This is a genomic window from Caulobacter sp. GW822-FHT01G02 (assembly GCF_058802865.1).
Genome location: NZ_JBXAON010000004.1, coordinates 387257 through 411104, shown reverse-complemented (window position 1 = coordinate 411104; position 23848 = coordinate 387257). Strand labels below are relative to the sequence as shown.

The following is a 23848-nucleotide window of genomic DNA, read 5'->3' as shown; positions in this document are numbered from 1 at the left end:
TCACGACAGTGCATTCAGTTCCGCGACGAAATCGTACGCATCGCCGCGATAGTAGGATTGCGTGACTTCCACCGCCCGGCCGTCGCGCAGGAAGCCGCGCCGCTCGATCAGCAGGCCGGCGTCCTTGACGGGCACGCCCAGCAGGTCGGCCTGCTCGGCCTGGAACAGCACCGCGCGCAGGCGCTGCAGAGCCCGCACGGGCCGGTGGCCGGTGCTCTCCAGCGCCTCGTACAGCGAGACGCCGACCACCTCGGTGGAGGGCAGGGCGAAGGCGGCGATGGTGGTGTACTCCACGGCCATCGGCGCGCCGTCGGCGAAGCGGATGCGGGCGAAACGATAGACCGGCGTGCCGGGCGACAGGCCCAGGGTCAGCGACTCCTCGGGCGTGACGTGGCCCTCGGCGCGGCTGATCCATTCGCTGCGCGGCACGCGCCCGCGCGAGATCATGTCCTCGGTGAACGAGGTGAGCTTGGAGAAGCTCTTTTCCACGCGCGCGGCGACGAAGGTGCCCGCGCCCTGGCGGCGCGTCAGCAGGCCCTCGCTGACCAGACCGTCCAGCGCCTTGCGGACGGTGATGCGCGAGATGCTGAATTCGTCGGCCAGATCCCGCTCGGCGGGCAGGGCGTCGTCAGGCGCCAGCACCTTCGTCTGGATGGCCTCGCGGAGGGCGCGCTGCAGTTGCTTGTAGAGCGGAGCGTGATCGTTCCTAGCGTCGAGCCGCCCGATCCGTTCAGCAAACGTCATTTACAGCCTCCCTCGCCAGTCGTCGCGCAAACCGACGGCGCCCCGATACCCGTTCTCGATAGCATATGACCATTTTCATACCAATAAGAACGTGGTCTGCAATTGGTTTCTTTTTGGCCTTGTCATCCGCAAAATTTCCGTCACAGTTCTCTCCTGAGGCCTGAGAAGTACCACTTTCTGCGGAACCTCCCGGAAAATTGGTATCATATTGGGCTTGGGGTTCGGCTCCGGTCCAGTAGGCCCGGCAAAAATGGGGAGAAGCCGAGTTATGTCTAATTTCCGCAAATCCGTGCTGGCCGTATCGGTGAGCGCCATGGCCGTCATGGCCGCGGCGCCTGCCCTGGCGCAAGACGGCAACGCCGTGGAAGAGGTGGTCGTCACCGGCATCCGCGCCTCGCTGCTGCAGTCCATCGAGTCCAAGCGCCGCGCCAACGCCATCGTCGACGTCGTCACCGCCGAGGACGTGGGCAAGTTTCCAAGCTCCAACGTCGCCGAAGCCCTGACCATCGTTCCCGGCGTCACGGTCGACCGCGCCTTTGGTCAAGGTGAAAAGGTCAGCATCCTGGGCACCGACCCGGCGCTGAACCGCACTCTGCTCAACGGCCAGACCGTCGCATCCGCCGACTGGTTCATCCTGGATTCTCCGGGCCGCACGTTCAACTACGCCCTGCTGGCCCCGCAGATCGTCGGCAAGGTCGAGGTCTTCAAGTCGCCCGAGGCGCGCATCGACGAAGGCAGCATCGGCGGCACGGTCATCGTCAACACCCGCAAGCCGCTGGACCTGAAGGCCGGCCTCGTCGCCGGCGCGGTGAGCTATCTCTACACCGACCGCTCCAAGAAGGGCGACGCCCAGGGCTCGCTGCTGCTGAGCTGGAAGAACGACGCCCAGACCTTCGGAGCCAGCTTCTCGGTCCAGCGCGCCAAGGATCAGCTGCGTCGCGACGGCGTTGAGAGCTACGGCACCATGGCCGCCAATCAGTGGGCCGGCGGCAATCCGGACAACCCGGTGGACTCGCGGACCAAGGGCTGCACCGGCTCGTGCGCCACGACCCTGACCTCGAACCTGACGGCCCGCAGCCCGAACGCCTTCGGCGCCTCGTACTTCGAGCAGGACCGCACCCGCACCACCTACACCACGGCCCTGCAGTGGAAGCCGACCGACGCCCTGTCGTTCGACTTCAACTGGATGAAGATCAAGGCCGACTACGACAACACCAACCAGTCGATGTACGCCTTCCAGGGCAACACCTGGAACAGCCTGGGCGCCCTGACGGGCCTGACCGTCAACAATGGCGTCGTCACCAAGGCCTCGTTCAACAACGCGCTGAGCGTGCTGGACGTGCAGTACCGCGAAGCCGAGCTGAAGTCCGACACCTACCACCTGAAGGGCCAGTACAAGGCCGACGGCTGGGATCTGTCGGGCGAGATCGGCAAGTCCACCGCCGACGGCGGCACCAAGCGTCAGGTGTTCCTCGAGTTCCTGAACTGGGCCAACTACACCGTCGACATCTCCGGCGCGCCCAAGAGCCCCGGCAGCCTGACCTACACGACCAACGTCATGGGCAATCCGTCGGCCTTCGCGACCGATCCGGGCTGGAGCGGCAACCTGGTCAGCAAGCCGACCAGCGACGAGGAAAAGTACGCCCAGCTCGACCTGGGCAAGGACTTCGACGGCGTCATCCAGCGCGTCCAGGTCGGCTACAAGCGCCGTGAGCACCAGACCGGTCAGCAGTATTCGGGCATCGCCATCACCGGCGTCGCCGCCCCGGCCTCGCTGTTCGACCCGTCGACCGTGCCCAGCAACTACCTGAAGGGCTTCGACGGCGTCGGCGAGCAGATGGCGAACCGCTTCCGCATAGATGGCCAGTCGATGGTCTCGTACGTCGACAGCGGCAAATGGCTGGCTCCAGGCGCTTCGATGCCCAAGCCGTCGATCTTCGCCGCCGCCGAGTTCACGGCCGGCAACTGGAACATCGAGGAGAACATCGACGCGCTGTACGCCCAGGCCAATTTCAAGGCCGACAACGTCCGCGGTAACTTCGGCGTCCGCTACGTGAAGACCTCGGTCAACAGCGCCGGCTATGTCTGCAAGCCCGGCGCGGCTTGCAACGCCGCCGCCGACTGGACCTGGGCGACGACGAAGAAGAGCTACGACAACGTCCTGCCCAGCGTGAACATCATCGTCGACGCCCGCGAGGACCTGGTGTTCCGCTTCGCGGCCGCCCAGGTGATCGCCCGCCCGAACTACGCCGACATGACCAACTACTTCTGGCTGTCGGACGGCATCCTGACGGGCGGCGGCGGCAACCCGGCGCTGGAGCCCTACAAGTCGAGCAACGTCAACGCCTCGGCCGAATGGTACTTCCAGCCGCAAGCGATCCTGTCGGCCGAAGTGTTCTACAAGGACATCTCGAACTACATCCTGACCCGCACGCAGCCGGAATCGTACTTCAACCAGTCGCAAGGCAAGGTCACGACCTATCAGATCAGCCGTCCGTTCAACGCGGGCTCGGCCGAAGTGAAGGGCCTGGCGGTCGCCTACCAGCAGAACTTCGCCTACGGCTTCGGCCTGCTGGCCAACTACACCTACGCCGATGGCTCCGGCCAGGGCGGCGCGCCGCTGCCGTACAACTCGAAGAACCAGATCAACGTCAGCCCCTTCTACGAACATGGTCCGTTCTCGGCCCGGGCGACGTTCAACTGGCGCTCGAAGTACTTCACCGGCGTCGACCGCGGCGACGACATGTTCGTCAAGGCGTCCAAGACCCTGGACGCGACGGTCGGCTACGCGATCAACCAGAACATCACCATGTCGGTGTCGGGCCAGAACCTGCTGGACAGCGAGTACTACGCCTACGCCAACACCACGGCCCTGCCGCGCGGCGTCTACCGCACCGGCCGCAAGCTGCAGGCCACGCTGAACGTCGCCTTCTAGGACGCTCGGCGGCGGAGGCTCCTCACGGGGCCTCCGCCAGCCACGGCGCATTGATCCAACCCCTCCTGACTGCAAGCATGGAGCTGGGGCGGGGCAGTCTCGCTGTCCCGCCCGCTTTTTGCCGCCTGTTTCCCTGCGAGGCCGCGTGACCAAGACTCCGCTGCGCACCATCGCCGTTTCGGCGGTTGTTCTGGCTGCCGCGCTCGCGACGAGCGCCATGGCCGACTCCGCCGGCCTGACCCTGACCCCCGCGCCTGCCAAGGCGGTCCGCGCCGAAGGGGCCTTCAAGCTTTCCGCCGCCACCCGCATCCACGTGGCCAAGGGTGATGTCGAGGCCAAGGGTGTCGCCACCCAACTCGCCGACCTGATCCAGCGCTCTCGCGGCTTCAAGCCCGGCGTGGTCGAGGGGCCGCCCGCCGCCGGTGAAGCCGCCATCGTCCTGACCCGCGAAGGACCTGCGGGCGAGACCTACAAACTGGACATCTCGCCCAACGCCGTGACCATCGCCGCCGCCAAGCGCGCGGGCCTGTTCTACGGCGCCATGTCGCTGTGGCAGCTGGCGACGCCGGACGCGGCCAAGGGGCCGGTCGCCGTGCCCGCCGCGTCGATCGAGGACGCCCCGCGCTTCGCCTGGCGCGGCCTGATGGTCGACAGCGCCCGCCACGTCCAGTCGCTGGACACCCTGAAGGCGGTCATCGACGCCATGGCGGCCCACAAGCTCAATACCTTCCACTGGCACCTGGTCGACGACCAGGGCTGGCGGCTGGAGATCAAGAAGTATCCGAAGCTGACGGAGATCGGCGCCTGGCGCACCGATCCGGGCGCGGCGCGCGGCTATCCGAAGTACGGGGGCTTCTACACCCAGGATCAGGCCCGCGAGCTGGTGGCCTACGCCGCCGCCCGCAACATCACCGTGGTGCCGGAGATCGAGACCCCGGGCCACGCCCTGGCGCCGATCGTCGCCTACCCCTCGCTCGGCACGGCCGCGCCGGACGCCTCGCGGATGGGGGATTGGGGCGTGTTCCCCTGGCTCTACAACACCGACGACGCGACCTTCGCCTTTCTCGACGGCGTGCTGAACGAGGTGATGGACATCTTCCCGTCGACCTTCATCCACGTTGGCGGCGACGAGGCGGTCAAGGACCAGTGGAAGGCCAGCCCGAAGGTCCAGGCCAAGATCAAGGAACTGGGGCTCAAGGACGAACATGAACTGCAGAGCTGGTTCATCCAGCGGGTCGGCAAGTCGCTGAACAAGCGCGGCCGCCGCCTGATCGGCTGGGACGAGATCCTGGAAGGGGGTCTCGCCCCCAACGCCACGGTCATGTCGTGGCGCGGCATCGACGGCGCCATCGCCGCCGCCAAGCAGGGCCATGACACGGTGCTGTCGCCGCATCCGGTGCTCTATCTCGACAACCGCCAGAGCCAGTCGCCTGAAGAGCCGACCGGTCGCGGCCACGTCTCCAGCCTGAAGGACGTCTACGCCTTCGATCCGGCCCCGGCCCAGCTGACCCCGGACGAGCGCGAGCACATCCTGGGCGTCCAGGCCAATGTCTGGACCGAGCACATGCAGACCGATGCGCGCATGGAGCTGATGGCCTTCCCGCGCGCCGTGGCCCTGGCCGAGCGCGGCTGGTCGTCTGAAGCGGACGCGAACTGGGACGACTTCGCCCGCCGGTTGCCGGCCGAGATGGCGCGTCTGAAGATCCTGGGCGTCGCCGCCAACACCGTGCCGTTCGAGCCGCAAGGCTCGCCGTCGGAAGGCGTGGACGGCAAGACCCAGTTGGCCCTCTCGACCGGCTTGGGCGTCGGCGAGATCCGCTACACCACCGACGGCAAGGCCCCGACGGCGGCCTCCAGCGTCTATGCGGGCGCCCTGGCGCTGACCAGCGGCGCGACGGTGAAGGCCCAGACCTTCGTCGAAGGCCAGGCCCTGGGCCGCGCGCGGTCCTGGACCATCACGCCGGCCCTGCTGGACACTCGCGTCAGTGGCCAGCTGAAGGCCTGCACCGAGAAGGTGCCCTTGACGCTGATCGACGACGCGCCCGCCGCCTTCGACAAGCGGCCGATGATGTATGTCGACATCTTCAACCCCTGCTGGATCTGGGAAGGCGCCAGGCTGGACAAGGGCGCGGTGCTGACCGCGCGGATCACCCAGATCCCGTTCAACTTCCAGGTCGGCAAGGACCGCGACAACATTCCGCTCCACCCGCCCGCCACGCCAGGCGGAGAGCTGGAGGTGCGGTTAGGCTGTACGGGCGAGCGCATCGCCGCCATCCCGCTGGGCGACGCCGCCAGGAATCCGGGCCTGTCGACGGTCACCGCCCGCTTGCCGGCCCGCGCGGGCCAGGCGGACTTGTGCCTGACCTTCACCTCGAAGACCCTCGATCCCTTCTGGGTGATCGAGCGCGTGACCCTGAAGTCCCAATAAGCGTTCCAGACAGAGTAGCGCCCCGTGTCCAACCTCGTACTCTCCGCGCCGCTCAAGGGCTGGATCGCGCCGCTCGACGAGACTCCCGACGCGGTGTTCGCCGAGCGGATGCTGGGCGACGGCCTGGCCATCGATCCGTTCGGCTCGACCCTGCACGCGCCCTGCGACGCGGTGGTCGCCACCGTCCACCGCGCCCGCCACGCCGTGACCCTGCGCGCGGCCAACGGGGCCGAGATCCTGATGCACGTGGGTCTTGAGACCGTGGCCCTGAACGGCGAAGGCTTCAGCGTCTTCGTCAAGGAAGGCCAGAGCGTGAAGGCCGGCGACAAGCTGCTGGGCTTCGACATCGACCTCCTGGCCCAGCGCGCCCGAAGCCTGATCACCCCCGTGGTGATCACCAATCCGGACGCCTTCGAGATCGTCCGCCGCGACCAGGATCGCGAGGTGTCGGTCGGCGACTTCCTGATGGAGCTGGCGCCGATCGGCGGAACGGCCGCCGCCGGCCTGATGAGCGACGGCGAGGTCGCGCGCGCGGTCATTGTCCCCCTGGTCCACGGCGTCCACGCCCGTCCGGCCGCCCGCATCGCCGAGACCGCCCGCAAGTTCGAGGCCGAGGTCGCCCTCGTGGCGGTCAACCGCCGCGCCAGCGCCAAGAGCCCGGTCGGTGTCATGTCCCTGGCCATCCGCCACGGCGACACCATCCAAGTGGTGGCTTCGGGCCAGGACGCCGAGGCGGCGATCCAGGCGGTGGCCGAGCTGATCGGCGGCGGCATGGGCGAGGGCGGACCGGCTCCGGCCGAGAGCGCGGCGCCCGTTGTGATCGAGGCGCCTGTGGCGCCCGCCGAACTGCCGCGTGACGGCGTGCTGAAGGGCGTGCTGGCCGCGCCGGGGCTGGCCATCGGCAAGGCCGTTCGGTTGGCTTCGACCGACATCGTCGTGCGCGAAGCCGGCGAGGGCGTCGCCCATGAAGAGGCAGCCCTGGCCGCCGCCCTCGACACCGTCCGCGCCAGGATCGAAGCCAATGCCGCCAAAGGCGACAAGGCCCGCAAGGCCATCCTCGGCGCCCACCTGGCCTTCCTGGATGATCCCGAACTCTCCGCCGGCGCCCGCCGCCTGATCGGCGAGGGCAAGAGCGCCGGCTTTGCCTGGCGCAAGGCGGTGGGCGGCTATGTCGAGGCCCTGCGCGGTCTGGGCGACCGCCGCCTGGCCGAACGCGTCGACGACCTCGTCGACCTGGAACGCCAGGTGCTGCGCGCCCTGTTGGGTGAAGAGGACGAGGGCGCGGTCCTGCCGCCCGGCTCGATCCTGCTGGCCGACGAACTGCTGCCCTCGCAGCTGATGGGCGTCGATCCCGCCGCTGTGGCCGGCTTCGCCACCGCGCGCGGCGGCCCGACCTCGCACGTCGCCATCCTGGCCGCCGCCATGGGCATCCCGGCGATGGTCGCCCTGGGCGGCGCGCTGCTCAAGGTCAAGGACGGCGCGACGCTGATCCTCGACGCCGACAGCGGGACCTTGCGGGTCGCGCCCGACGCGCCGGCCCTGGAAGCGGCCCAGACCGCCCTGGCCCAGCGCCAGGAACGCCGCGCCGCCGCCCGGGCCGCCGCCCACGACCCTTGTGTCACCCGGGACGGCGTCCGCATCGAGGTGTTCGCCAACACCGGCTCGCTGAACGACGCCCTGGCCGCCGTGGCCAATGGCGCGGAAGGCTGCGGCCTGCTGCGCACCGAGTTCCTGTTCCTCGACCGCGACACCCCTCCCGACGAGGACGAGCAGGCCCGCCAGTACCAGGCCATCGCCTCGGCCCTGGACGGCAAGCCGCTGATCATCCGCACCCTGGATGTCGGCGGCGACAAGGCCGCGCCCTATCTGCCGATCCCGGCCGAGGAGAATCCCGCCCTGGGCCTGCGCGGCGTCCGCGTCAGTCTTTGGCGGCCGCATCTGCTGAAGACTCAGCTGCGGGCCATCTTGCGCGTTCGACCACTCGGTCAGTGCAAGATCATGGTCCCGATGATCGCCAGCCTGGACGAGCTGCGCGCCGTCCGCGCCGTGCTGGACGAGGCCAAGCGCGAACTGGGCGTCACCGACAAGGTCGAGCTGGGGGTGATGATCGAGACCCCGGCCGCCGCCATGACCGCCGACCTGCTCGCCGCCGAGGCCGACTTCCTGTCGATCGGCACCAACGACCTGACCCAGTACGTGCTGGCCATGGACCGGGGCAATCCGGAATTGGCCGCCCGCATCGACGCCCTGCACCCGGCGGTGCTGCGGATGATCGACCAGACCTGCAAGGGCGCGGCCAGGCATCATCGCTGGGTCGGCGTCTGCGGCGGGCTGGCCTCCGACGTCGCCGCCACCCCGATCCTGCTGGGCCTGGGCGTGACCGAGCTTTCGACCACGGCCTCGATCGCGCCCGAGGTGAAGGCCCGGGTCCGTGGCCTTTCTCTTGAAGCTTGCCGCAGCCTCGCGGCCCAGGCCCTGGACCAGACCTCGTCCGAGGCGGTCCGCGCCCTCGTGAAATCCCTCGGAGCCTGAACCCGATGAAGTCTCCGCTCGAGATCCTTCAGCCCTTGGGCCGGGCCCTGATGTTGCCGATCGCGGTGCTGCCGGTGGCGGCGCTGCTGCTGCGCATCGGCCAGACCGACCTGCTGGGCGCGCCAGGCCTGGCCGTCATGACCCACGGCGTCTCGCTGAACATCGCCAACGTCTTCAGCGCCGCCGGCGGCGCGATCTTCGGCAGCCTGGGCCTGATCTTCGCCATCGGCGTCGCCGTTGGCCTGGCCAGGGAGAACCACGGCGCGGCGGGTCTGGCCGGCGTCGTCTGCTACGTGATCGCCACCAAGGGCGTCGACGCCCTGCTGGTCGTTCCGCCCGAGGTCGCGGCCAAGGTGGTCGCCGAAGCCAAGGACCTGACGGCAGCGGCCTGGAAGGCCAAGGAGATCGGCAAGCTGTCGATTCCGGTCGGCATCCTGTCGGGCGTGATCAGTGGTTGGCTCTACAACCGCTACAGCGACATCAAGCTGCCGGAGTACCTGGCCTTCTTCGGCGGCCGTCGGTTCGTGCCGATCGTGGCCGGCCTGGCGGGCGTGATCCTGGCCCTGATCTTCGGCTCGTGCTGGGGCGCTCTGGAGGCCGGCGTCGACGGGTTGAGCCATCTGGTCACGGCGTCGGGCAATGTCGGTCTGTTCGTCTTCGGCCTGTTCAACCGCCTGCTGATCGTCACGGGCCTGCACCACATCCTCAACAACGTGGTCTGGTTCATCCTGGGCGACTTCAACGGCGTCACCGGTGACCTCAACCGCTTCGCCGCTGGCGATAAGACCGCCGGCGCGTTCATGAGCGGCTTCTTCCCGGTGATGATGTTCGGCCTCCCGGCCGCGTGCCTCGCCATGCTGCACACCGCCAAGCCCGAGCGCCGCAAGGCTGTCGCCGGCATGCTGGGCTCGCTGGCCCTGACCTCGTTCCTGACCGGGGTGACCGAGCCGATCGAGTTCAGCTTCATGTTCCTGGCCCCGGCGCTGTTCGCGATCCACGCGGTGCTGACAGGCCTGTCGATGGCTCTGATGAACATTCTCGACGTGAAGCTGGGTTTCGGCTTCTCGGCGGGCCTGTTCGACTACTTGCTGAACTTCAACAAGGCCACGCACCCGCTGCTGCTGATACCGGTCGGCCTGGTCTATGGCGCGATCTACTATGGCGTCTTCCGCTTCGCGATCCTCCGCTTCGACCTCAAGACTCCGGGGCGCGAGGATGAGGAGGCCGTCGCCGTCGAGACCGTCACCACTGGCGGCGGCCGGGGCGCGGACTTCGTGGCGGCCTTGGGCGGCGCGGGCAACCTGACCAGCGTCGACGCCTGCACCACTCGCCTGCGCCTGATCGTCGTCGACCAGGGCGCGGTCAGCGAACCGGCCCTGAAGGCGCTCGGCGCGCGCGGTGTGGTGCGGCCGTCCGACAAGGCGCTGCAGGTCGTGCTGGGCCCGATCGCCGACGGCGTCGCCGGCGAGATACGCGCCGCCCTAGGCCGAGGTATCGGGGGGGCTGCCGCGCTCGCCAAGCCCGTCGCAGCCGCCAAGCCCGCGCCCTTGGCGCCGCCCAGCATCGACGACGACCGCAAGGCCGAGAAGCTGCTGAGCGCTCTGGGCGGGCCCGCGAACCTGAAAAGTGTCGGGACCTGCTCCAGCCGCCTGCGCCTGGTCGTCGCCGACCAGGGCGCGGTCAGCGAGCCGGCCCTGAAGGCCCTGGGCGCGCGCGGCGTGGTCCGGGTCGGCGACAAGGTTGTCCACGTCGTGCTGGGTCCCGACGCCGAGCGCGTCGGCGAAGCGGTGCGCCGCCAGTTGCCCTAGCTAGAACAGGTGGGCCTTGAAGAAGGCCGCCGAGCGGGCGTTGGCGAGCCTGGCGTCGGCGTCGTCATAGTGGTCGCCGCCGGGCCGCGCGAAGGCGTGCTTGCGGCCGGGATAGGTGTGGATCTGGATGCGCGGGTGGCCGTCCAGGGCGTCGTGGATCTTCGCCTGGGCCTCCTTGCCGATATATTCGTCGTCGCCGGCCAGGTGCATCAGCAGCGGCTTCTTGATCCGCGCGCCCTCGGCCACGTAGTTGTCGGTCCCGCCGCCGTAGTAGACGACGCCCACATCCGCGTCGCTGGCCGCCATGGCCCGGAACGTCATCAGTCCGCCCAGGCAGTAGCCGGTCACGCCGACCTTGCCGTTGGCGCCGTCCAGCGTCCGCGCGGCCTTGATGGTGGCGACCACGTCCTCGACGCCCTTGTCGAAGTCGAAGCGATTGTAGAAGCCGAAGGCCTTCTCCGAGTTCTCGGGCGAGGCCTCCGACATCGCCAGGCCGGGTTCGAAGCGCCAGAACAGGTCGGGAGCGACGACGATATAGCCCTGGGCGGCCAGCTCGCCGGCGATCTGCCGGATGCCGTCATTGACGCCGAAGATCTCCTGAATGAGGACGATAGCCGGCGCGGGCGCCGTGCTGGGGCGCACCACCAGGGCCTGGAAGTCGCCATCGGGGACGGTGATGGTCAGGTACTCGGACACGGTCGCGCTCCTGCGGCGGATCGGGGGATGGCCGCGAGTTTCGACCTTCGCGCGAGCCCGCGCTTGAACGATCCTGTCGGGTCGGACGAGCGCCGCGCGCGCGGCTCGCCACCGTTCAGAACTGGCGGCTCGCGCAGGCGATGACCGTTGGCGTCATCGGTGGCGCAATCCTGAGCGCGGGTGAGCTGAACGGCCGCGCCGGCGCGGCCTATCGTATGGCTTCAGGCGGCCGCGCGGCCTTGAACGTCCCGCAGTTCAGCGCTGATCATCCGGGCGGCGGCGACCAGATCGTCGGCGTAACGGCCGACAGCCTCGTCCATCTTGATCGCGGAAGAGAAGAACACCAGCGTCAATGCGCCACAGACCACGCCGTCTTCGAAGATGGGCGCAGCGACCGAGGAGGTCTTGCCAGGCGTGGAGGTGAAGCGGTTCCTGGCGCGCGTCGCATAGCCCGCCTCGCGGATCTCTTCGAACAGGATACCCGACTGGAAAAGCGAGAGGGTATGCGGATCAATTCCAGGCCCGACCTCGTCGATGCTCTCCAGAATGCCAGCCCTCTCCTCATCGGTGGCGAACGCCATGTAGGCGCGCCCGGAAGCGCACTCAAGCAGAGGAAAGGTGTCTCCAGGATGATAGTTGTTGAAGCTCAGCGATGTCAGGGCATGGGTACTGTCGCGCACCATCATGGATTGCCCGACGCGGGTGGCGATCAACATCGGCCAAAGGTGTTTCTTGGTAAGCGCAACGATATGGGGGCGCGCGATCGAGGTGACCCGGCTGAAGTCCTGGTAGCCGCTGGCTAGCGTCTGAACGAGCGCCGTGGGGCGATAGTGCTTTCGGGCGGGTTCCCGTTCGATCATACCCTCGTGCAACAAAGTCTGCACAATTCGGCAGGCGGTCGGATAGGGCACCTTCGACTGAACGGCGATATCCATCATCGACAAGGAGCCGGCGCGGTTGATCGCCCGCAGGACGGCTAAGCTTCGCGTAACGGACCGAATTGGAACGCCTTTTTCCATTTGGTGAACTCTCCCCAGAACACCTTCGAAACTTTGTGCCGGAATCCACGCTCGCGTACCGCTTAGGCACATTTATCCGCCTGGCGATAAAATTAAAACTTCAACACAATCGAGCAAGAGGTTTTGCTCGCTCAAGAGACCGACTGGCGGCTAAGCCGACTAAGTCGCAGGCGCCCGCCGCAGGCTTTGACACGCCATCGCGTGACGGTTTCGAAGGCTCTCCCTATGCTCACACAGCTATTTCCCGTTGGACTTGCGAGGGAACTGACGAGCATGGCCATAAAGGCTCACGTGTCGAACTTCGAAGCCCTGGTGGCCGCGCGCGCGCGAGGGGGCGGCGATCTGCTGGCGGTGCCTGGCTGTTGGGATGCCTTCAGCGCCCGCGTGGCCGCCGAAGCCGGGGCCGCCGCGCTTTCTCTCTCGCCCCGTACGGTGGCCATGGCCCGGTACGGTCGTCCCGACGAGGATCAGGTTACGTTCGGAGAGGTGGTCGATCTCACGCGGTCCATCCGTGAAGTCGTCGATCTGCCTTTGATCGTCGACGTCCAGGCCGGCTACGGCAACGCGCTCAATGTGATCCGGACGGTAAAGCTGTTCGAGCGCGCGGGCGCCTCGGCGATCCACATCTCGGACGCCGTCAGCCCCGGCAGCGTGCAGGAGGGGGCCGGCGAGGTCGTCGTTCGGCCGGCGGACATGATCGGCAAGCTCAAGGCGGCTGTCGACACCCGCGTGGACGCCTTGATTATCGTCCGCACCCAGGCTGCGGGCGTCGAAGGCCTGGCTGCGGCGTTTGACCGGCTGGAAGCCTATCTCGAAGCCGGCGCAGACATGATTCTGGTGGATCGGGTGTCAGTGCAGCGGGTGGCGGCGCACTTCGCCGGCCGCGTCCCGATGATCTACGATTTCGGGTTCGACCAGGACGACGGTGTGACGGCCGCGGTGTTGGAAGATCTGGGCTATGCGATGGCGTTGAGCCCGGCCGCCGTGCTCAACGCCATGTCGCAAGCGGCGGGGCGGGCGCTGAGCAATCTCGCGCCCCCGCGCCGGCTTCGGCCTATCGGCGTCGTGAAATGATGCGGTCCGAGCCTGGCTATCCGCCGTTCGGGTAATGCACGCGAGCGCCCTCGTCGGCTTGCCTCTTGACTCTAATGTCTTCAGCAGAATTCGGGGAGCGGGCTTTTGGGACCTCTTGCGGGCGTAATGGTGCTGGATCTCACGCGCGTGCTCGCGGGGCCGTGGGCGACCCAGACCCTCGCCGATCTCGGCGCCGAGGTGATCAAGATCGAGCGGCCCGGAGCCGGAGATGACACCCGCGCATGGGGACCGCCGTTCCTTGACGGCGACGACAAGGACGGCGGGGGCGGCGACGCGGCCTATTTCACGGCGGCCAACCGCAACAAGAGGTCGGTCACCGCGAACCTGGCGACCCAAGAAGGCCGTGACATCGTCCGCGCGCTGGCGACGCGGGCCGACATCTTCGTCGAAAACTTCAAGGTGGGCGATCTGGGCCGTCATGGGCTCGACTACGCCAGTCTCGCCAAACTGAATCCCCGGCTGATCTACTGTTCGATCACCGGCTTTGGCCAGACGGGCCCCGAGGCCGGCCGGGCCGGCTACGACGCCATGATCCAGGCCATGGGGGGGTTGATGTCCATCACGGGCCAACCCGCCGGCGCGCCGGGCGACGAGCCCATGAAGACCGGCGTCGCCGTCGTCGACCTGTTCACCGGCATGTACGCGGCGACCGCGATCCTGGCGGCCCTATTGCACGTGCGCGCAACCGGGCAGGGTCAGCACATCGATCTGGCCCTGTTTGACGTCCAGTTGAGCATGCTCGCCAACCAAGCGTCGAACTATCTTGTTTCAGGGCGATCGCCCGGGCGGCTGGGCAATGCGCACCCCAATCTGGTTCCCTACCAGGTGTTCGAAACCGCCGACGGCGCCTTGGTGCTGGCGATCGGTAACGATGCTCAGTTTCGCGCCTTCGCGGCCTTGTGCGACGACGGGCTGGCGACCGATCGGAGGTTCCAGACCAACGCCTTGCGCGTCAGGAACAGATCCGAGCTCGTCGATGTCCTGCGGCCGCACCTGCGCAGGCGCACGACGACGGAATGGGCGAAGCTGCTCGATCGCGCCGGCGTGCCCTGCGGCCCGATTAATTCGGTCGCCCAGGCCTTCGCCGAACCTCAGGCGATCGCGCGCAACGCAGTGGTCGAGCAGACTCGCGACGACCTCGAAGCGCCGATCCGCACCGTGGCCTCGCCGATCAGGCTTTCACGGACGCCGCTGGAGTATCGCCTGGCGCCGCCCGCCCTCGGCGCCGACACTCGCGCCGTCCTTTCCGAACGCCTGGGGTTTTCGGAAGACGCGCTCGACGGCCTAGCGTCGAAGGGCGCGATCTGACTACCGCGCGGAAAGCCAGGCTTCGACCTCATCGACATCAACCACATCGGCGTATTTGAGCTGAAGGTCGGTCAGGTTGGCGAAGTGGTAGCTCTCGTGCTTGTCGGCGACGCACTGCTCGGGAACGATGGTGCGGTAGCCGTGGGAGAGCGAGTCCACCGCCGTCGCCCGCACACAGCCCGAGGTCGAGCCGCCGGTGATCACGACGGTGTCGACCCTGTGCCAGACGAGGTAGCTGGCCAGCGGCGTTTCAAAGAAGGCCGACGGCATCCGCTTGGTGAACACGAGGTCGCGCGCTTCGTCGATCTCCACCCGCGGATCGAACAGATGGCGTTCGCTCTCGTATTTGATGTTCTGCAGGGAATCTGGCGTATCGGTTCGCGTGCCCCAGACGCCCGCGTCGCCCGCGTCGGGCTTATAGGCGACGTGGCTCCAGATCACCGGCATGCCCTTCGACCGCGCGAGGGCCGATATGCGGTTGGTGTGTTCGATCTGTCTCGGGTCGGTGACGTAAGCGCTCCTTGGAAACAGATCAGGCCGCGTATAGGCCTGCTGGAAGTCGATGTTCATGATCGCCAGCTTTTGGCCGAAGCCGAACCGCGCTCGGGCGGGGTTGGCCTTCACGGCTTCGTAAAGTTCGCGCGCGGTTTTGTGCTCGCACACCATGGTCGGTTCGAAGGCAAGATCCGTCATTGGTTCAACTCCTTGCTTGCGCCCCTAGAAGGCGCTCTCGCCGGTGATGGCGCGGCCCAGGATCAGGGCGTGGACGTCGTGGGCGCCCTCGTAGGTGTTCACCGTCTCGAGGTTCGCGGCGTGCCGCATGACATGATACTCGCCGGAAATCCCGTTGCCGCCGTGCATGTCGCGGGCGACACGGGCGATGTCGAGCGCCTTGCCGCAGTTGTTGCGCTTCATCATCGAGATCGCCTCGGGAACCCAGGCGCCCTCGTCAAGCAGCCGGCCCAGCGCAAGGGCTCCCTCGAAGCCGAGCGCGATCTCGGTCTGCATGTCGGCCAGCTTCTTCTGGACGAGCTGACGCGACGCGAGCGAGCGCCCGAACAGCGAGCGGCTCGCGACATAGTCGCGGCTGGCATGGAGGCAGAACTCGGCCGCGCCCATCGCGCCCCAGGCGATGCCGTAGCGCGCCTTGTTGAGGCAGGAGAACGGCCCCCGCAGGCCCGACACGCCCGGCAGGATCATGTTCTCGGATACGAACACGTCGGCCAGCGCGATCTCTCCGGTGACGGAGGCGCGCAAGGACAGCTTGTTGCGGATCGTCGGCGTATTGAAGCCCTCGGCGCCCCGCTCGACCAGGAAGCCGCGGATCACGCCGTCGAGCTTGGCCCAAACGATGGCCACGTCGCAGATGGGGCTGTTGGTGATCCACATCTTCGCGCCATTGAGCACGTAGCCGCCGTCGACCTTCTTGGCGACCGTGCGCATGGAGGCCGGATCGGAGCCGCCGTCGGGTTCGGTCAAGCCGAAGCACCCCACCACCTCGCCCGCCGCCATGGCCGGCAGGAACTTCCGCTTCTGCGCCTCGGAGCCGAACGCATGGATCGGATACATGACCAGTGAGGATTGCACGCTCATCGCCGACCGATAGCCGGAGTCAGCGGCCTCGATTTCGCGAGCGATGAGCCCGTAGGCGACGTGGCTGACGCCGGCGCCGCCGTACTCCTCGGGCAGGGTCGGGCCGAGGAAACCGAGCGCGCCCATCTCCCTGAGAATCTCGCGATCGAAGCGCTCGTCGGCATAGGCGTCGACGACTCGGGGCATGAGCTTTTCGCGGGCGTACTGCCGCGCTGTCTCCCAGATCATCCGTTCTTCGTCGGTGAGCCGCGCGGCGAGGTCGAGTGGATCTTCCCAGCGAAACGTCTTCTGGCTTTGCCCAAGGGCGGCGGACATGGATGCTCCTCTGGCCGGACTTTGGGATCGGCCGCTGTCAGTTTGTGCTCACGCTCCAACTCCGCCTAGCCCGGCCGGATCGCCAGTTCAGAGACCGCCTTGGTCGCACAGCGGATAAGGCTATAGCTTCGCCCCATGCGGGTCCGCGCCGCCGCCTAGTATGGACCTCGTGATGCGAAGGAGCGGGGAGAGGCTATTGTCTGGTGCGATCGGGGATGCGGCGAGCCCGGCCGCGATGACGATGGTCGAGAAGATCATCGCGCGCGCCGCCGGCCTGAGCAGCGTCAGGCCTGGTCAGATGGTGACCGCCAAGGTCGACCTGGCCTTCGCTCACGACTCCTCCGGCCCGCGCCGCTGGCGTCCGATGCTCGAAGAGCTGGGCGTCGGGCTCTGGGACCCCGACAAGGTGGTCATCGTCGCCGACCACTATGTTCCCGCCGTCGACGCCGAGACCGCAGAGATTCTGCGCGTCACCCGTGAGTTTGTCCGCGACTATGGCGTGCGCAATTTCTTCGACATGGTCGGCATCAGCCACCTTGTGCTGCCCGATCATGGCCTAATCCGCCCCGGAGCGTTTATCGCGGGCGGCGACAGTCACACGCCGACGGCCGGCGCCTTCGGGGCCTATGCGGCCGGTTATGGCGCGACCGACATGGCGGGCGTCGTGGCCACCGGCGAGACCTGGCTGCAATGCCCCGAGACAGTGCGCGTGATCCTGAACGGCCATTTGCCGCGCGGACTCTCGGCCAAGGACGTCATGCTGAGCCTCTGCAAGGCGCTCGGCCTCGACAACGCCTTCCGCGCCATCGAATACGCCGGGAGCGCCGTCGAGGCCATGGGCATGCCGGAACGGATGGTGCTGTCGAACATGGCCGCCGAGCTCGGGGCCGAGACGGGCGTCGTCGCGCCCGACGCTGTCACCTTCGCCTATCTGCGCGAGCGCGGGCGTCCGGTGGAGGACGAAGCCGCCGCCCTGGCGCTCGCCTCCGATCCCGGCGCCGTGTTTGCCGAGACCCACGTCTTCGACGCCTCGGCGCTCGCCCCGCAGATCGCCGCGCCGCATTCGCCGGCCAACACCTTCGACGTCGGCCAACTGGCCGGCCAGAAGATCGACCAGGCCTATATCGGGGCCTGCGTGGGGGCGAAGATCGAAGACCTGCGCATGGCCGCGGCCGTGCTCAAGGGCCGCAGGATCGCGCCCGGCGTGCGGCTGCTCGTGGCGCCGGCCTCATCGAAGACCACCACCCTGGCCGCCGCCGACGGTACGCTCTCCGTGCTGATGGAAGCGGGCGCCACGCTGATGCCGTCCGGCTGCGGCGCCTGCGCGGGATACGGGGCCGGCGTGCTGGCTCAGGGCGAGGTCTGCATCTCCTCGACCAATCGCAACTTCCAGGGCCGCATGGGCTCGTCGGGCGCGAAGGTCTTCCTGGGTTCGCCCTATTCGGTGGCCGCCGCCGCGGTCGCCGGCGCGATCAGCGATCCGCGCGCGCTTCTCGAACAGGGAGCGGCGTAATGGGTCGCGCCTTCGTTTTCGGCGACAACGTCGACACCGACCTCCTGGCGCCCGGCGCCTACATGAAATCGAGCGCCGAGGACCTCGCCCGCCATTGCCTAGAGGCGCTCGACCCGTCCTTCGCCGCCACCGTGCGTCCGGGCGACGTGGTGGTCGCCGGCGCCAATTTCGGGATGGGCTCCTCGCGGGAGCAGGCGGCGGTGTCGCTCAAGCTGCTCGGCGTCTCGGCGGTGCTGGCGACGTCATTCGCGCGAATCTTCTTCCGCAACGCCATCAATCTCGGCGTCCCGGCGGTGGTGTTCGAACAGGCGGCGGAAATCTCGCCAGGCGATCAGTTGGAGATCCGCCTGGAGGAAGGCGCCGTCGATAACCTAACGACAGGCAAGACCTACGAGCTCGAGCCTCTCCCCAGCCATATCATGGCGATGATCCGCGACGGCGGGCTATTGCCGCACCTAAAGCGCCGTCTGGCGGCGCCGGAGTCCGACGATGAATAAAACCCTGTCGCAGAGGCTGGCCGGGAGTGAAGCCCTGCTCGCCCCCGGGGCCTACGACCCGCTTTCGGCCCTGATGATCGAGCGTGCCGGATTCGAGGCGGTCTATCTTTCGGGCGCGGCGATCTCCTACACCCAACTGGGTAGGCCCGACATCGGGCTCGTCAGCCTCGACCACGTGGTCGACGTAACGGCGCGGATTCGCGAACGGGTGTCCCTGCCGATCATCGTCGACGCCGATACCGGCTTCGGCGGTTCGATCAGCGCCCGCCGCACGATCAAACTGCTGGAACGCGCCGGGGCCTCGGCGATGCAGATCGAGGACCAGTCCTTCCCCAAACGTTGCGGCCATTTGGCCGGTAAGACGGTGATCTCCGCGGACGAGATGTGCGGCAAGCTGGCTGCGGTGCTCGACGCGCGCGAGTCCTCCGAGACCCTGGTGATCGCGCGGACCGACGCCATCTCCGTGATCGGCTTCGAGGAGGCGATCGCACGGGCGGTGCGCTACCGCGAGACGGGAGCCGACGTCATTTTCGTCGAGGCGCCGCGCACCGAGGCGGAGATGAGGGCCATCGTGAAGGCGCTGCCCGGCGTGCCGCTGATCGCCAACATGGTGGAGGGGGGGGCCACGCCGCCCTTCACCCTGGACCAACTCTCCGAAATGGGCTTCAAGCTGGTCATCTCGCCGGGCGCCCTGGTGCGCAATCTGGTGCATCAGGCCGAGGTCTTCCTGAAGAGTCTGCGCGAGAGCGGCTCCACCCAACCGATGCTGCGCAGCATGCTCGACTTCAAGGGGCTGAACGAGCGTCTGGGCATCGATGAGATGGCCGCCCTCGGAGATCGCTACGATCCCGGCCTCAAGTTGGAACTCTATCGCGCGGCCGCGGAGCGCTGATTTCCATGCGCGCCGATCCGAACCTTTACGACTACTGGCCTTACCGGGACCGTCCCAAGATCGTGTGGCCAGGCGGCAAGAAGCTGGCGTTCTGGATCGCACCCAACATCGAGTTCTACGAGTTCGATCCGCCGAAGAATCCATCGCGACCGGGCTGGCCCAAGCCATCGCCCGATGTCGTAGGCTACTCCCAGCGCGACTGGGGCAACCGCGTCGGACACTGGCGGCTGATGGATCTGATGGACCGATTTGGCCTGCGCGGCTCGATCTCCCTGTCGACCGCGCTCATCGACCATCATCCGGAAATCATCGAGGCCTGTGTTGCGCGCAACTGGGAGTTCTTCTCCCACGGCATCTACAACACCCGCTACGCCTATGGCATGGACGAGGTTCAGGAGCGGGCCATCATCGAGGACTCGATCCGCTCGATCCAGAACGCTACCGGGCAGCGGATCCGGGGCTATCTGGCGCCGGCGCTCACCCATACCGAGCGGACCTTCGACCTGCTGGCGGAATACGACTTCTGGTACACCTGCGATCTCTTCCAGGATGACCAGCCGCAGCCGCTGAAGACCAAAGGCGGGCGCCTGATCTCGATGCCCTATTCGCTGGAGGTCAACGACGTCATCGCCTATGGCGCGCTCACCATGGATCCCTGGCGCTACGCCGAGGTGCTAAAGCGGCACTTCGACCAGCTGCTGGAGGAGGGCGAGCGCAGCGGCACGGTGATGTGCATTCCGCTGCATGCCTATCTGGTCAGCCAGCCGCACCGTATTGGCGCGTTCGAAGAGGCGCTGAGCCACATCGCCGGCCACGGCTCCGACGTCTGGTTCGCGACCGCCGCCGAGATCGCCCAAGCCTATCGTGAGCAGTACTGGGACCAGACGGTCGCCGACATCCAGGCCAGGGGCCTGGCGACCGGCGGGACCGGCTTCGGCCCAGCGGAGGGCTGACCCATGCCGATGCCTGACGACTATCTGAACTATCCGCACCGCGCCTACGGCATGGACCAGTCGCTGTACGACTGGCGGCCGGCGAGCGCGCGGCCGAGGGTCGCCTGGCCGGGTGGATCTTCGGTGCTGGGCGTCATCGTCGTGCCGATCGAGCACCATATGCTCAATCCATCGGGCAAGCCGTTCAAACACCCGGGCGCGATGGTCACGCCCTATCCGGACCTGCGCCACTACACGACCCGCGACTACGGCAACCGCGTCGGAGTCTTCCGCATCCTCGACGCCCTGAGGACGCACGGCCTCAAGGCGACCTTTCCGATCAACGCCGTGTTGCTGCCAAGGGTGAGGCCGCTCATCGAGGCGATCCTGCAGGACGGCCACGAGATCGCCGCCTACGGGGTCGACACCGACCACATCCACTGGGGCTGCCTGGACCGCGAGACCGAGAAGGCCTGGATCGAGGAGACCAAGGCTGCCTTCGCCCGGGTGGGGCTTGCGCCCAGGACATGGATGAGCCCGGCGCGCCAGCAGTCGTTCTCCACGCTGGAACTGCTTGCCGGCGCGGGCTTCGAGGTCTGCCTGGATTGGGAGCCCGACGAGGTTCCGTTGCCGATGACGACGCCGTCGGGCGCGATCCTATCGTTGCCGATCTCCAACGAACTGGACGATCGCACGCTTCTGAGCGACCGACGCCAGACCGAGGACCAATGGGTCGACCAGGTTCTGGCCGCGCAGGCCTATCTTTCGAAGGACGCTGAGCGTTTCGGCGGTCGGATGCTCGGATTCACCCTGACGCCCTATGTCGCCGGCCAGCCGTTCCGGATCGCGTCCCTGCGCCGGATGCTCACCGGCCTAGCCGGCGCGAGTGGCTTCGCGGCGGTCACGGCCGCCGAGGCCGCCGACATGTTCGCGGTCAGCGAAGGCTCGAGCCCGGTTCGCCCCGCCCCGGACGCCAAAGGCTAAGGCAAGGAAAATCGTACCCGGAATCTAGATGCCTTGAGTGCTCCGGCGAGCTTAAAGCAAGGAGAGGTTGTGGATTCTTTGGGCCTTTTACACTCGTTGAGCTTCGTCTCGCGGGCGTGGTTCTTGCGATTTCTGTCTATGGATCCGGGGCGTATCCGATAGACGATCATTTACCTCATCTCAGGTTCCAATCCCAAAACCCGCACATATTCTGCGTGATGAGATCATTAGTTGGCGCTGGCGTACGCCATATACATCTCGTGTTTTAAGTTACGGACCAATAAAAACGCATCAATATAAGCCAGATATAAGGGGATTGTAGGATCATGGCTAAGATCAATGGCTGTAAATACTCGGTTTGTACTGGTTTGGCAATCTTCGTGTCGGTTTCGGCGGGGGCGCTGCTTACGGCGTCTGGAGCCTGGGCTCAGGATCAGTCAGATGATCATAGCGCCCTGGAAGAAATCATCGTCACCGCGCAGCGTACATCCGAGAACCTTCAGCGCTCGCCCGTGGCCGTGACCGCCCTGACCGCCCAAGGCCTCGAGAGGCGTCAAATCTCGAGTGTTCGCGACCTCAGCACCAGCATTCCCAACACCTTGATTTCGCCGCCGACCGCCGTGTCCAACGCCGCCCGGATCTACATTCGCGGCGCTGGTCAGGACAACTCCGGCATCCTGGCCGATCCGGCGGTGGCGATCTATGTGGACGGCGTCTACATGCCGCGCACCAATGGCGCGCTGTTCGACTTCTCCGACGTGGATCGGGTGGAAGTGCTGCGGGGGCCGCAGGGCACCCTCTACGGCCGCAACGCCTCGGGCGGCGCAATCAACATCATCACCAAGACGCCCGGCGCGGCGCTGGAGGCGTCCGGCGACATCGCCTACGGCAGCTTCAACACCCTTGACGCCCGCGCCTACGTCGCGGGTCCGTTGGCGCAAAATCTCACCGCCTCGATCAGCGGCCTTTATCGCCGCCGCGACGGGCTCGTGGAGAATACGATCACCGGGGACAAGCTGAACAACCGCAACCTCATCTCGACGCGCGGAAAGCTGCATTACACGCCCACCGACAGGTTCACCATCACGGCGACCGCTGACTATACGAAGGACAAGTCCCACGCCCTGACGGGCGTTAACCTCACCAACTACCCCGGCGTCACCTTTCCGCTCGCCAAGCCCGACCGCGATCCCTTCACCACCGAGATCACTGGCAGGCACTATGGCAACCTGACGTCCTGGGGCGTCGGAGTGCAGGCCAGCTACGAAGCCGGCGACTGGACCCTGAACTCCATCAGCAGCTATCGCCGCCTGGATAACCGGCTGATCATTCCGCTGGTGATGGTGACGAACACGGTCCCGATCCTGATCGACTTCGATATTCACGACAAGACGTGGAGCCAGGAGTTCAACGCCAGCTACGACACCGAGCGGTTCAAGGGCGTGGTCGGGGTCTACTACTTCAACGAGAACGCCAACGACTTCGAGCCCATAACCTCGCCGCCCAAGAACCTGTATCGCAAGACGGACGCCGCGGCGGCCTATGCCCAGGGGACCTTTAAGATCACCGACACGGTCGGTCTGACGGGCGGGCTTCGCTACACCTACGAGCAGACCAAGTTCACGCAGGCCTACTACACGCAACGGCCTTACGGCCAAGCGGCGAAGCAGGACTGGAAGGCCTGGACGCCGAAGATCGGTCTGGAATGGCAGATCCAGCCGTCGTTCATGACCTACGTGTCCTTCACCAAGGGGTTCAAGAGCGGCGGCTACAACGCCATCGCGCCGAACACCAATACGGGCACGAGCGTCGAGGGCGGCCCGATCGCCTATGATCCGGAAAAGGTCAAAAGCTACGAAGCCGGCTTCAAGTACCAGACGCCCGACAACCGCTTCCGCCTGAACGGAGCGCTGTTCCGTGCCGAATACAATGGCCTGCAACTGCCAGTCTATTTCCCGGGAACGGTCAACACGTTCACGTCGAACGCGACGGGCGCGCGGGTCCAGGGGATCGAGCTCGAGGCCAACTATCGGCCCAACGGCGAACTTGAGCTCTACGGGTCCTTCTCACACCAGAACGGCAAGTACACCGCGCCGTTCTCGTGCAGTGACGCCTTCACCAAGATCGTCAATTGTCAGGATCGGGAGATCAAGGCGCTGATCCCGACCCAGGCCTCGGCCGGCTTCACCTACACGCCTGAACTGGACATCCGGGGCACGATCCGTCTCAACGGCGGCTGGACCTACATGTCCGGCTACTGGAATAACGTGTCGAACACCGTCGACCTTGAAAAGACCGGCGCGCAAGGCTTGCTCAATGGTTCGTTCGCCTACCAGACGCCGGATGGCCGTTGGACCTTTTCGGTCGAGGGGAAGAACCTGGCGAACAAGAAGTACTATGCCGCCGTCCTGCAAGTCGCCAACGCAACCTCGCCGTCCGTGGCCGGCTATCCCGCCGACCCACGCATTGTGATGGCTCGGATCAAGTTCAACTACTAGTCCTCTAGCCCCGGGACGCCCGCTGGCGGGCGCCCCGGGGCTGAACCCAACCGTGCTTC

Annotated in this window: 18 protein-coding genes; 12 read left to right on the top strand and 6 right to left on the bottom strand. The window is 66.7% G+C overall.

Translation table 11 applies throughout. The annotated features are described in order from the left end of the window. Positions 1 to 744 (bottom strand): GntR family transcriptional regulator, encoded by a 744-nt coding sequence (locus AC1RNC_RS14260; RefSeq protein ID WP_492887048.1) that lies wholly within the window; start codon positions 742 to 744, stop codon positions 1 to 3. Positions 745 to 819: 75 nt separating this feature from the next. Then, positions 820 to 888 carry a hypothetical protein gene (locus AC1RNC_RS14255; RefSeq protein WP_476064238.1) on the bottom strand — a complete coding sequence of 23 codons (69 nt, stop codon included), beginning with the start codon at positions 886 to 888 and terminating at the stop codon, positions 820 to 822. Between the two features lie 124 nt (positions 889 to 1012). Between AC1RNC_RS14255 and AC1RNC_RS14250 the strand changes: the two genes are divergently transcribed. The 4 genes from AC1RNC_RS14250 to nagE all read left to right on the top strand — a co-directional run bounded on the left by AC1RNC_RS14250 (position 1013) and on the right by nagE (position 10447). Beyond that, positions 1013 to 3679, top strand: coding sequence for a TonB-dependent receptor (locus tag AC1RNC_RS14250; RefSeq protein WP_492887047.1), 2667 nt, complete (start codon positions 1013 to 1015; stop codon positions 3677 to 3679). 145 nt (positions 3680 to 3824) lie between these two features. After that, complete coding sequence (locus AC1RNC_RS14245; RefSeq protein WP_492887046.1) at positions 3825 to 6107, top strand: family 20 glycosylhydrolase; 2283 nt, start codon at positions 3825 to 3827, stop codon at positions 6105 to 6107. 24 nt (positions 6108 to 6131) lie between these two features. Continuing rightward, a complete protein-coding gene (gene ptsP / locus AC1RNC_RS14240; protein WP_492887045.1) occupies positions 6132 to 8639 on the top strand; it encodes a phosphoenolpyruvate--protein phosphotransferase in 2508 nt (835 codons plus the stop codon). Between the two features lie 5 nt (positions 8640 to 8644). Continuing rightward, positions 8645 to 10447 carry an N-acetylglucosamine-specific PTS transporter subunit IIBC gene (gene nagE / locus AC1RNC_RS14235; RefSeq protein WP_492887044.1) on the top strand — a complete coding sequence of 601 codons (1803 nt, stop codon included), beginning with the start codon at positions 8645 to 8647 and terminating at the stop codon, positions 10445 to 10447. Here nagE and AC1RNC_RS14230 read toward each other — a convergent pair whose 3' ends face one another. Beyond that, a complete protein-coding gene (locus AC1RNC_RS14230; RefSeq protein WP_492887043.1) occupies positions 10448 to 11143 on the bottom strand; it encodes a dienelactone hydrolase family protein in 696 nt (231 codons plus the stop codon). It abuts the gene before it with no gap. 221 nt (positions 11144 to 11364) lie between these two features. Further along, complete coding sequence (locus AC1RNC_RS14225) at positions 11365 to 12162, bottom strand: IclR family transcriptional regulator domain-containing protein (RefSeq protein WP_492887042.1); 798 nt, start codon at positions 12160 to 12162, stop codon at positions 11365 to 11367. A gap of 273 nt (positions 12163 to 12435) precedes the next feature. Between AC1RNC_RS14225 and AC1RNC_RS14220 the strand changes: the two genes are divergently transcribed. After that, positions 12436 to 13236 (top strand): isocitrate lyase/PEP mutase family protein, encoded by an 801-nt coding sequence (locus AC1RNC_RS14220; RefSeq protein ID WP_492887041.1) that lies wholly within the window; start codon positions 12436 to 12438, stop codon positions 13234 to 13236. Between the two features lie 126 nt (positions 13237 to 13362). Further along, entirely contained in the window at positions 13363 to 14565 is a 1203-nt protein-coding gene (locus AC1RNC_RS14215) for a CaiB/BaiF CoA transferase family protein (RefSeq protein ID WP_492887040.1), read from the top strand. On the opposite strand, the gene AC1RNC_RS14210 is transcribed toward AC1RNC_RS14215, so the two are convergent. Further along, positions 14566 to 15258: an isochorismatase family protein gene (locus AC1RNC_RS14210; protein ID WP_492887039.1), complete on the bottom strand. Its 693-nt coding sequence runs from the start codon at positions 15256 to 15258 to the stop codon at positions 14566 to 14568. A gap of 24 nt (positions 15259 to 15282) precedes the next feature. Beyond that, positions 15283 to 16473 carry an acyl-CoA dehydrogenase gene (locus AC1RNC_RS14205; RefSeq protein WP_492887038.1) on the bottom strand — a complete coding sequence of 397 codons (1191 nt, stop codon included), beginning with the start codon at positions 16471 to 16473 and terminating at the stop codon, positions 15283 to 15285. A 196-nt stretch (positions 16474 to 16669) separates the two neighbouring features. Here AC1RNC_RS14205 and AC1RNC_RS14200 point away from each other — a divergent pair, with 196 nt between their 5' ends. From AC1RNC_RS14200 to AC1RNC_RS14175, 6 genes are all read left to right on the top strand, one after another. Then, on the top strand, positions 16670 to 17986 hold the full coding sequence (locus AC1RNC_RS14200; RefSeq protein ID WP_492887037.1) for an aconitase/3-isopropylmalate dehydratase large subunit family protein: 1317 nt from the start codon (positions 16670 to 16672) through the stop codon (positions 17984 to 17986). Further along, the gene (locus AC1RNC_RS14195) at positions 17986 to 18483 is read left to right on the top strand and encodes a LeuD/DmdB family oxidoreductase small subunit (protein WP_492887036.1); all 498 of its coding nucleotides are present in this window, start codon (positions 17986 to 17988) and stop codon (positions 18481 to 18483) included. The genes AC1RNC_RS14200 and AC1RNC_RS14195 overlap by 1 nt, the downstream gene beginning before the upstream one ends. Beyond that, entirely contained in the window at positions 18476 to 19375 is a 900-nt protein-coding gene (locus tag AC1RNC_RS14190) for an isocitrate lyase/PEP mutase family protein (RefSeq protein ID WP_492887035.1), read from the top strand. The genes AC1RNC_RS14195 and AC1RNC_RS14190 overlap by 8 nt, the downstream gene beginning before the upstream one ends. A 5-nt stretch (positions 19376 to 19380) precedes the next feature. Further along, the gene (locus tag AC1RNC_RS14185; RefSeq protein WP_492887034.1) at positions 19381 to 20328 is read left to right on the top strand and encodes a polysaccharide deacetylase family protein; all 948 of its coding nucleotides are present in this window, start codon (positions 19381 to 19383) and stop codon (positions 20326 to 20328) included. 3 nt (positions 20329 to 20331) lie between these two features. Next, positions 20332 to 21291: a polysaccharide deacetylase family protein gene (locus tag AC1RNC_RS14180; protein ID WP_492887033.1), complete on the top strand. Its 960-nt coding sequence runs from the start codon at positions 20332 to 20334 to the stop codon at positions 21289 to 21291. A 380-nt stretch (positions 21292 to 21671) separates the two neighbouring features. Then, positions 21672 to 23789, top strand: coding sequence for a TonB-dependent receptor (locus AC1RNC_RS14175; protein ID WP_492887032.1), 2118 nt, complete (start codon positions 21672 to 21674; stop codon positions 23787 to 23789). The last annotated feature ends 59 nt before the right edge of the window (positions 23790 to 23848 follow it).

Bases quoted from the DNA above. Each gene is read 5' to 3' on its own strand.
- AC1RNC_RS14250 (WP_492887047.1), top strand. From the start codon at position 1,013: ATGTCTAATTTCCGCAAATCCGTGCTGGCCGTATCGGTGAGCGCCATG.
- AC1RNC_RS14185 (WP_492887034.1), top strand. From the start codon at position 19,381: ATGCGCGCCGATCCGAACCTTTACGACTACTGGCCTTACCGGGACCGT.
- AC1RNC_RS14180 (WP_492887033.1), top strand. From the start codon at position 20,332: ATGCCGATGCCTGACGACTATCTGAACTATCCGCACCGCGCCTACGGC.
- AC1RNC_RS14220 (WP_492887041.1), top strand. From the start codon at position 12,436: ATGGCCATAAAGGCTCACGTGTCGAACTTCGAAGCCCTGGTGGCCGCG.
- AC1RNC_RS14215 (WP_492887040.1), top strand. From the start codon at position 13,363: ATGGTGCTGGATCTCACGCGCGTGCTCGCGGGGCCGTGGGCGACCCAG.
- AC1RNC_RS14190 (WP_492887035.1), top strand. From the start codon at position 18,476: ATGAATAAAACCCTGTCGCAGAGGCTGGCCGGGAGTGAAGCCCTGCTC.
- AC1RNC_RS14260 (WP_492887048.1), bottom strand. From the start codon at position 744: ATGACGTTTGCTGAACGGATCGGGCGGCTCGACGCTAGGAACGATCAC.
- AC1RNC_RS14225 (WP_492887042.1), bottom strand. From the start codon at position 12,162: ATGGAAAAAGGCGTTCCAATTCGGTCCGTTACGCGAAGCTTAGCCGTC.
- AC1RNC_RS14205 (WP_492887038.1), bottom strand. From the start codon at position 16,473: ATGTCCGCCGCCCTTGGGCAAAGCCAGAAGACGTTTCGCTGGGAAGAT.
- AC1RNC_RS14195 (WP_492887036.1), top strand. From the start codon at position 17,986: ATGGGTCGCGCCTTCGTTTTCGGCGACAACGTCGACACCGACCTCCTG.
- nagE (WP_492887044.1), top strand. From the start codon at position 8,645: ATGAAGTCTCCGCTCGAGATCCTTCAGCCCTTGGGCCGGGCCCTGATG.
- AC1RNC_RS14210 (WP_492887039.1), bottom strand. From the start codon at position 15,258: ATGACGGATCTTGCCTTCGAACCGACCATGGTGTGCGAGCACAAAACC.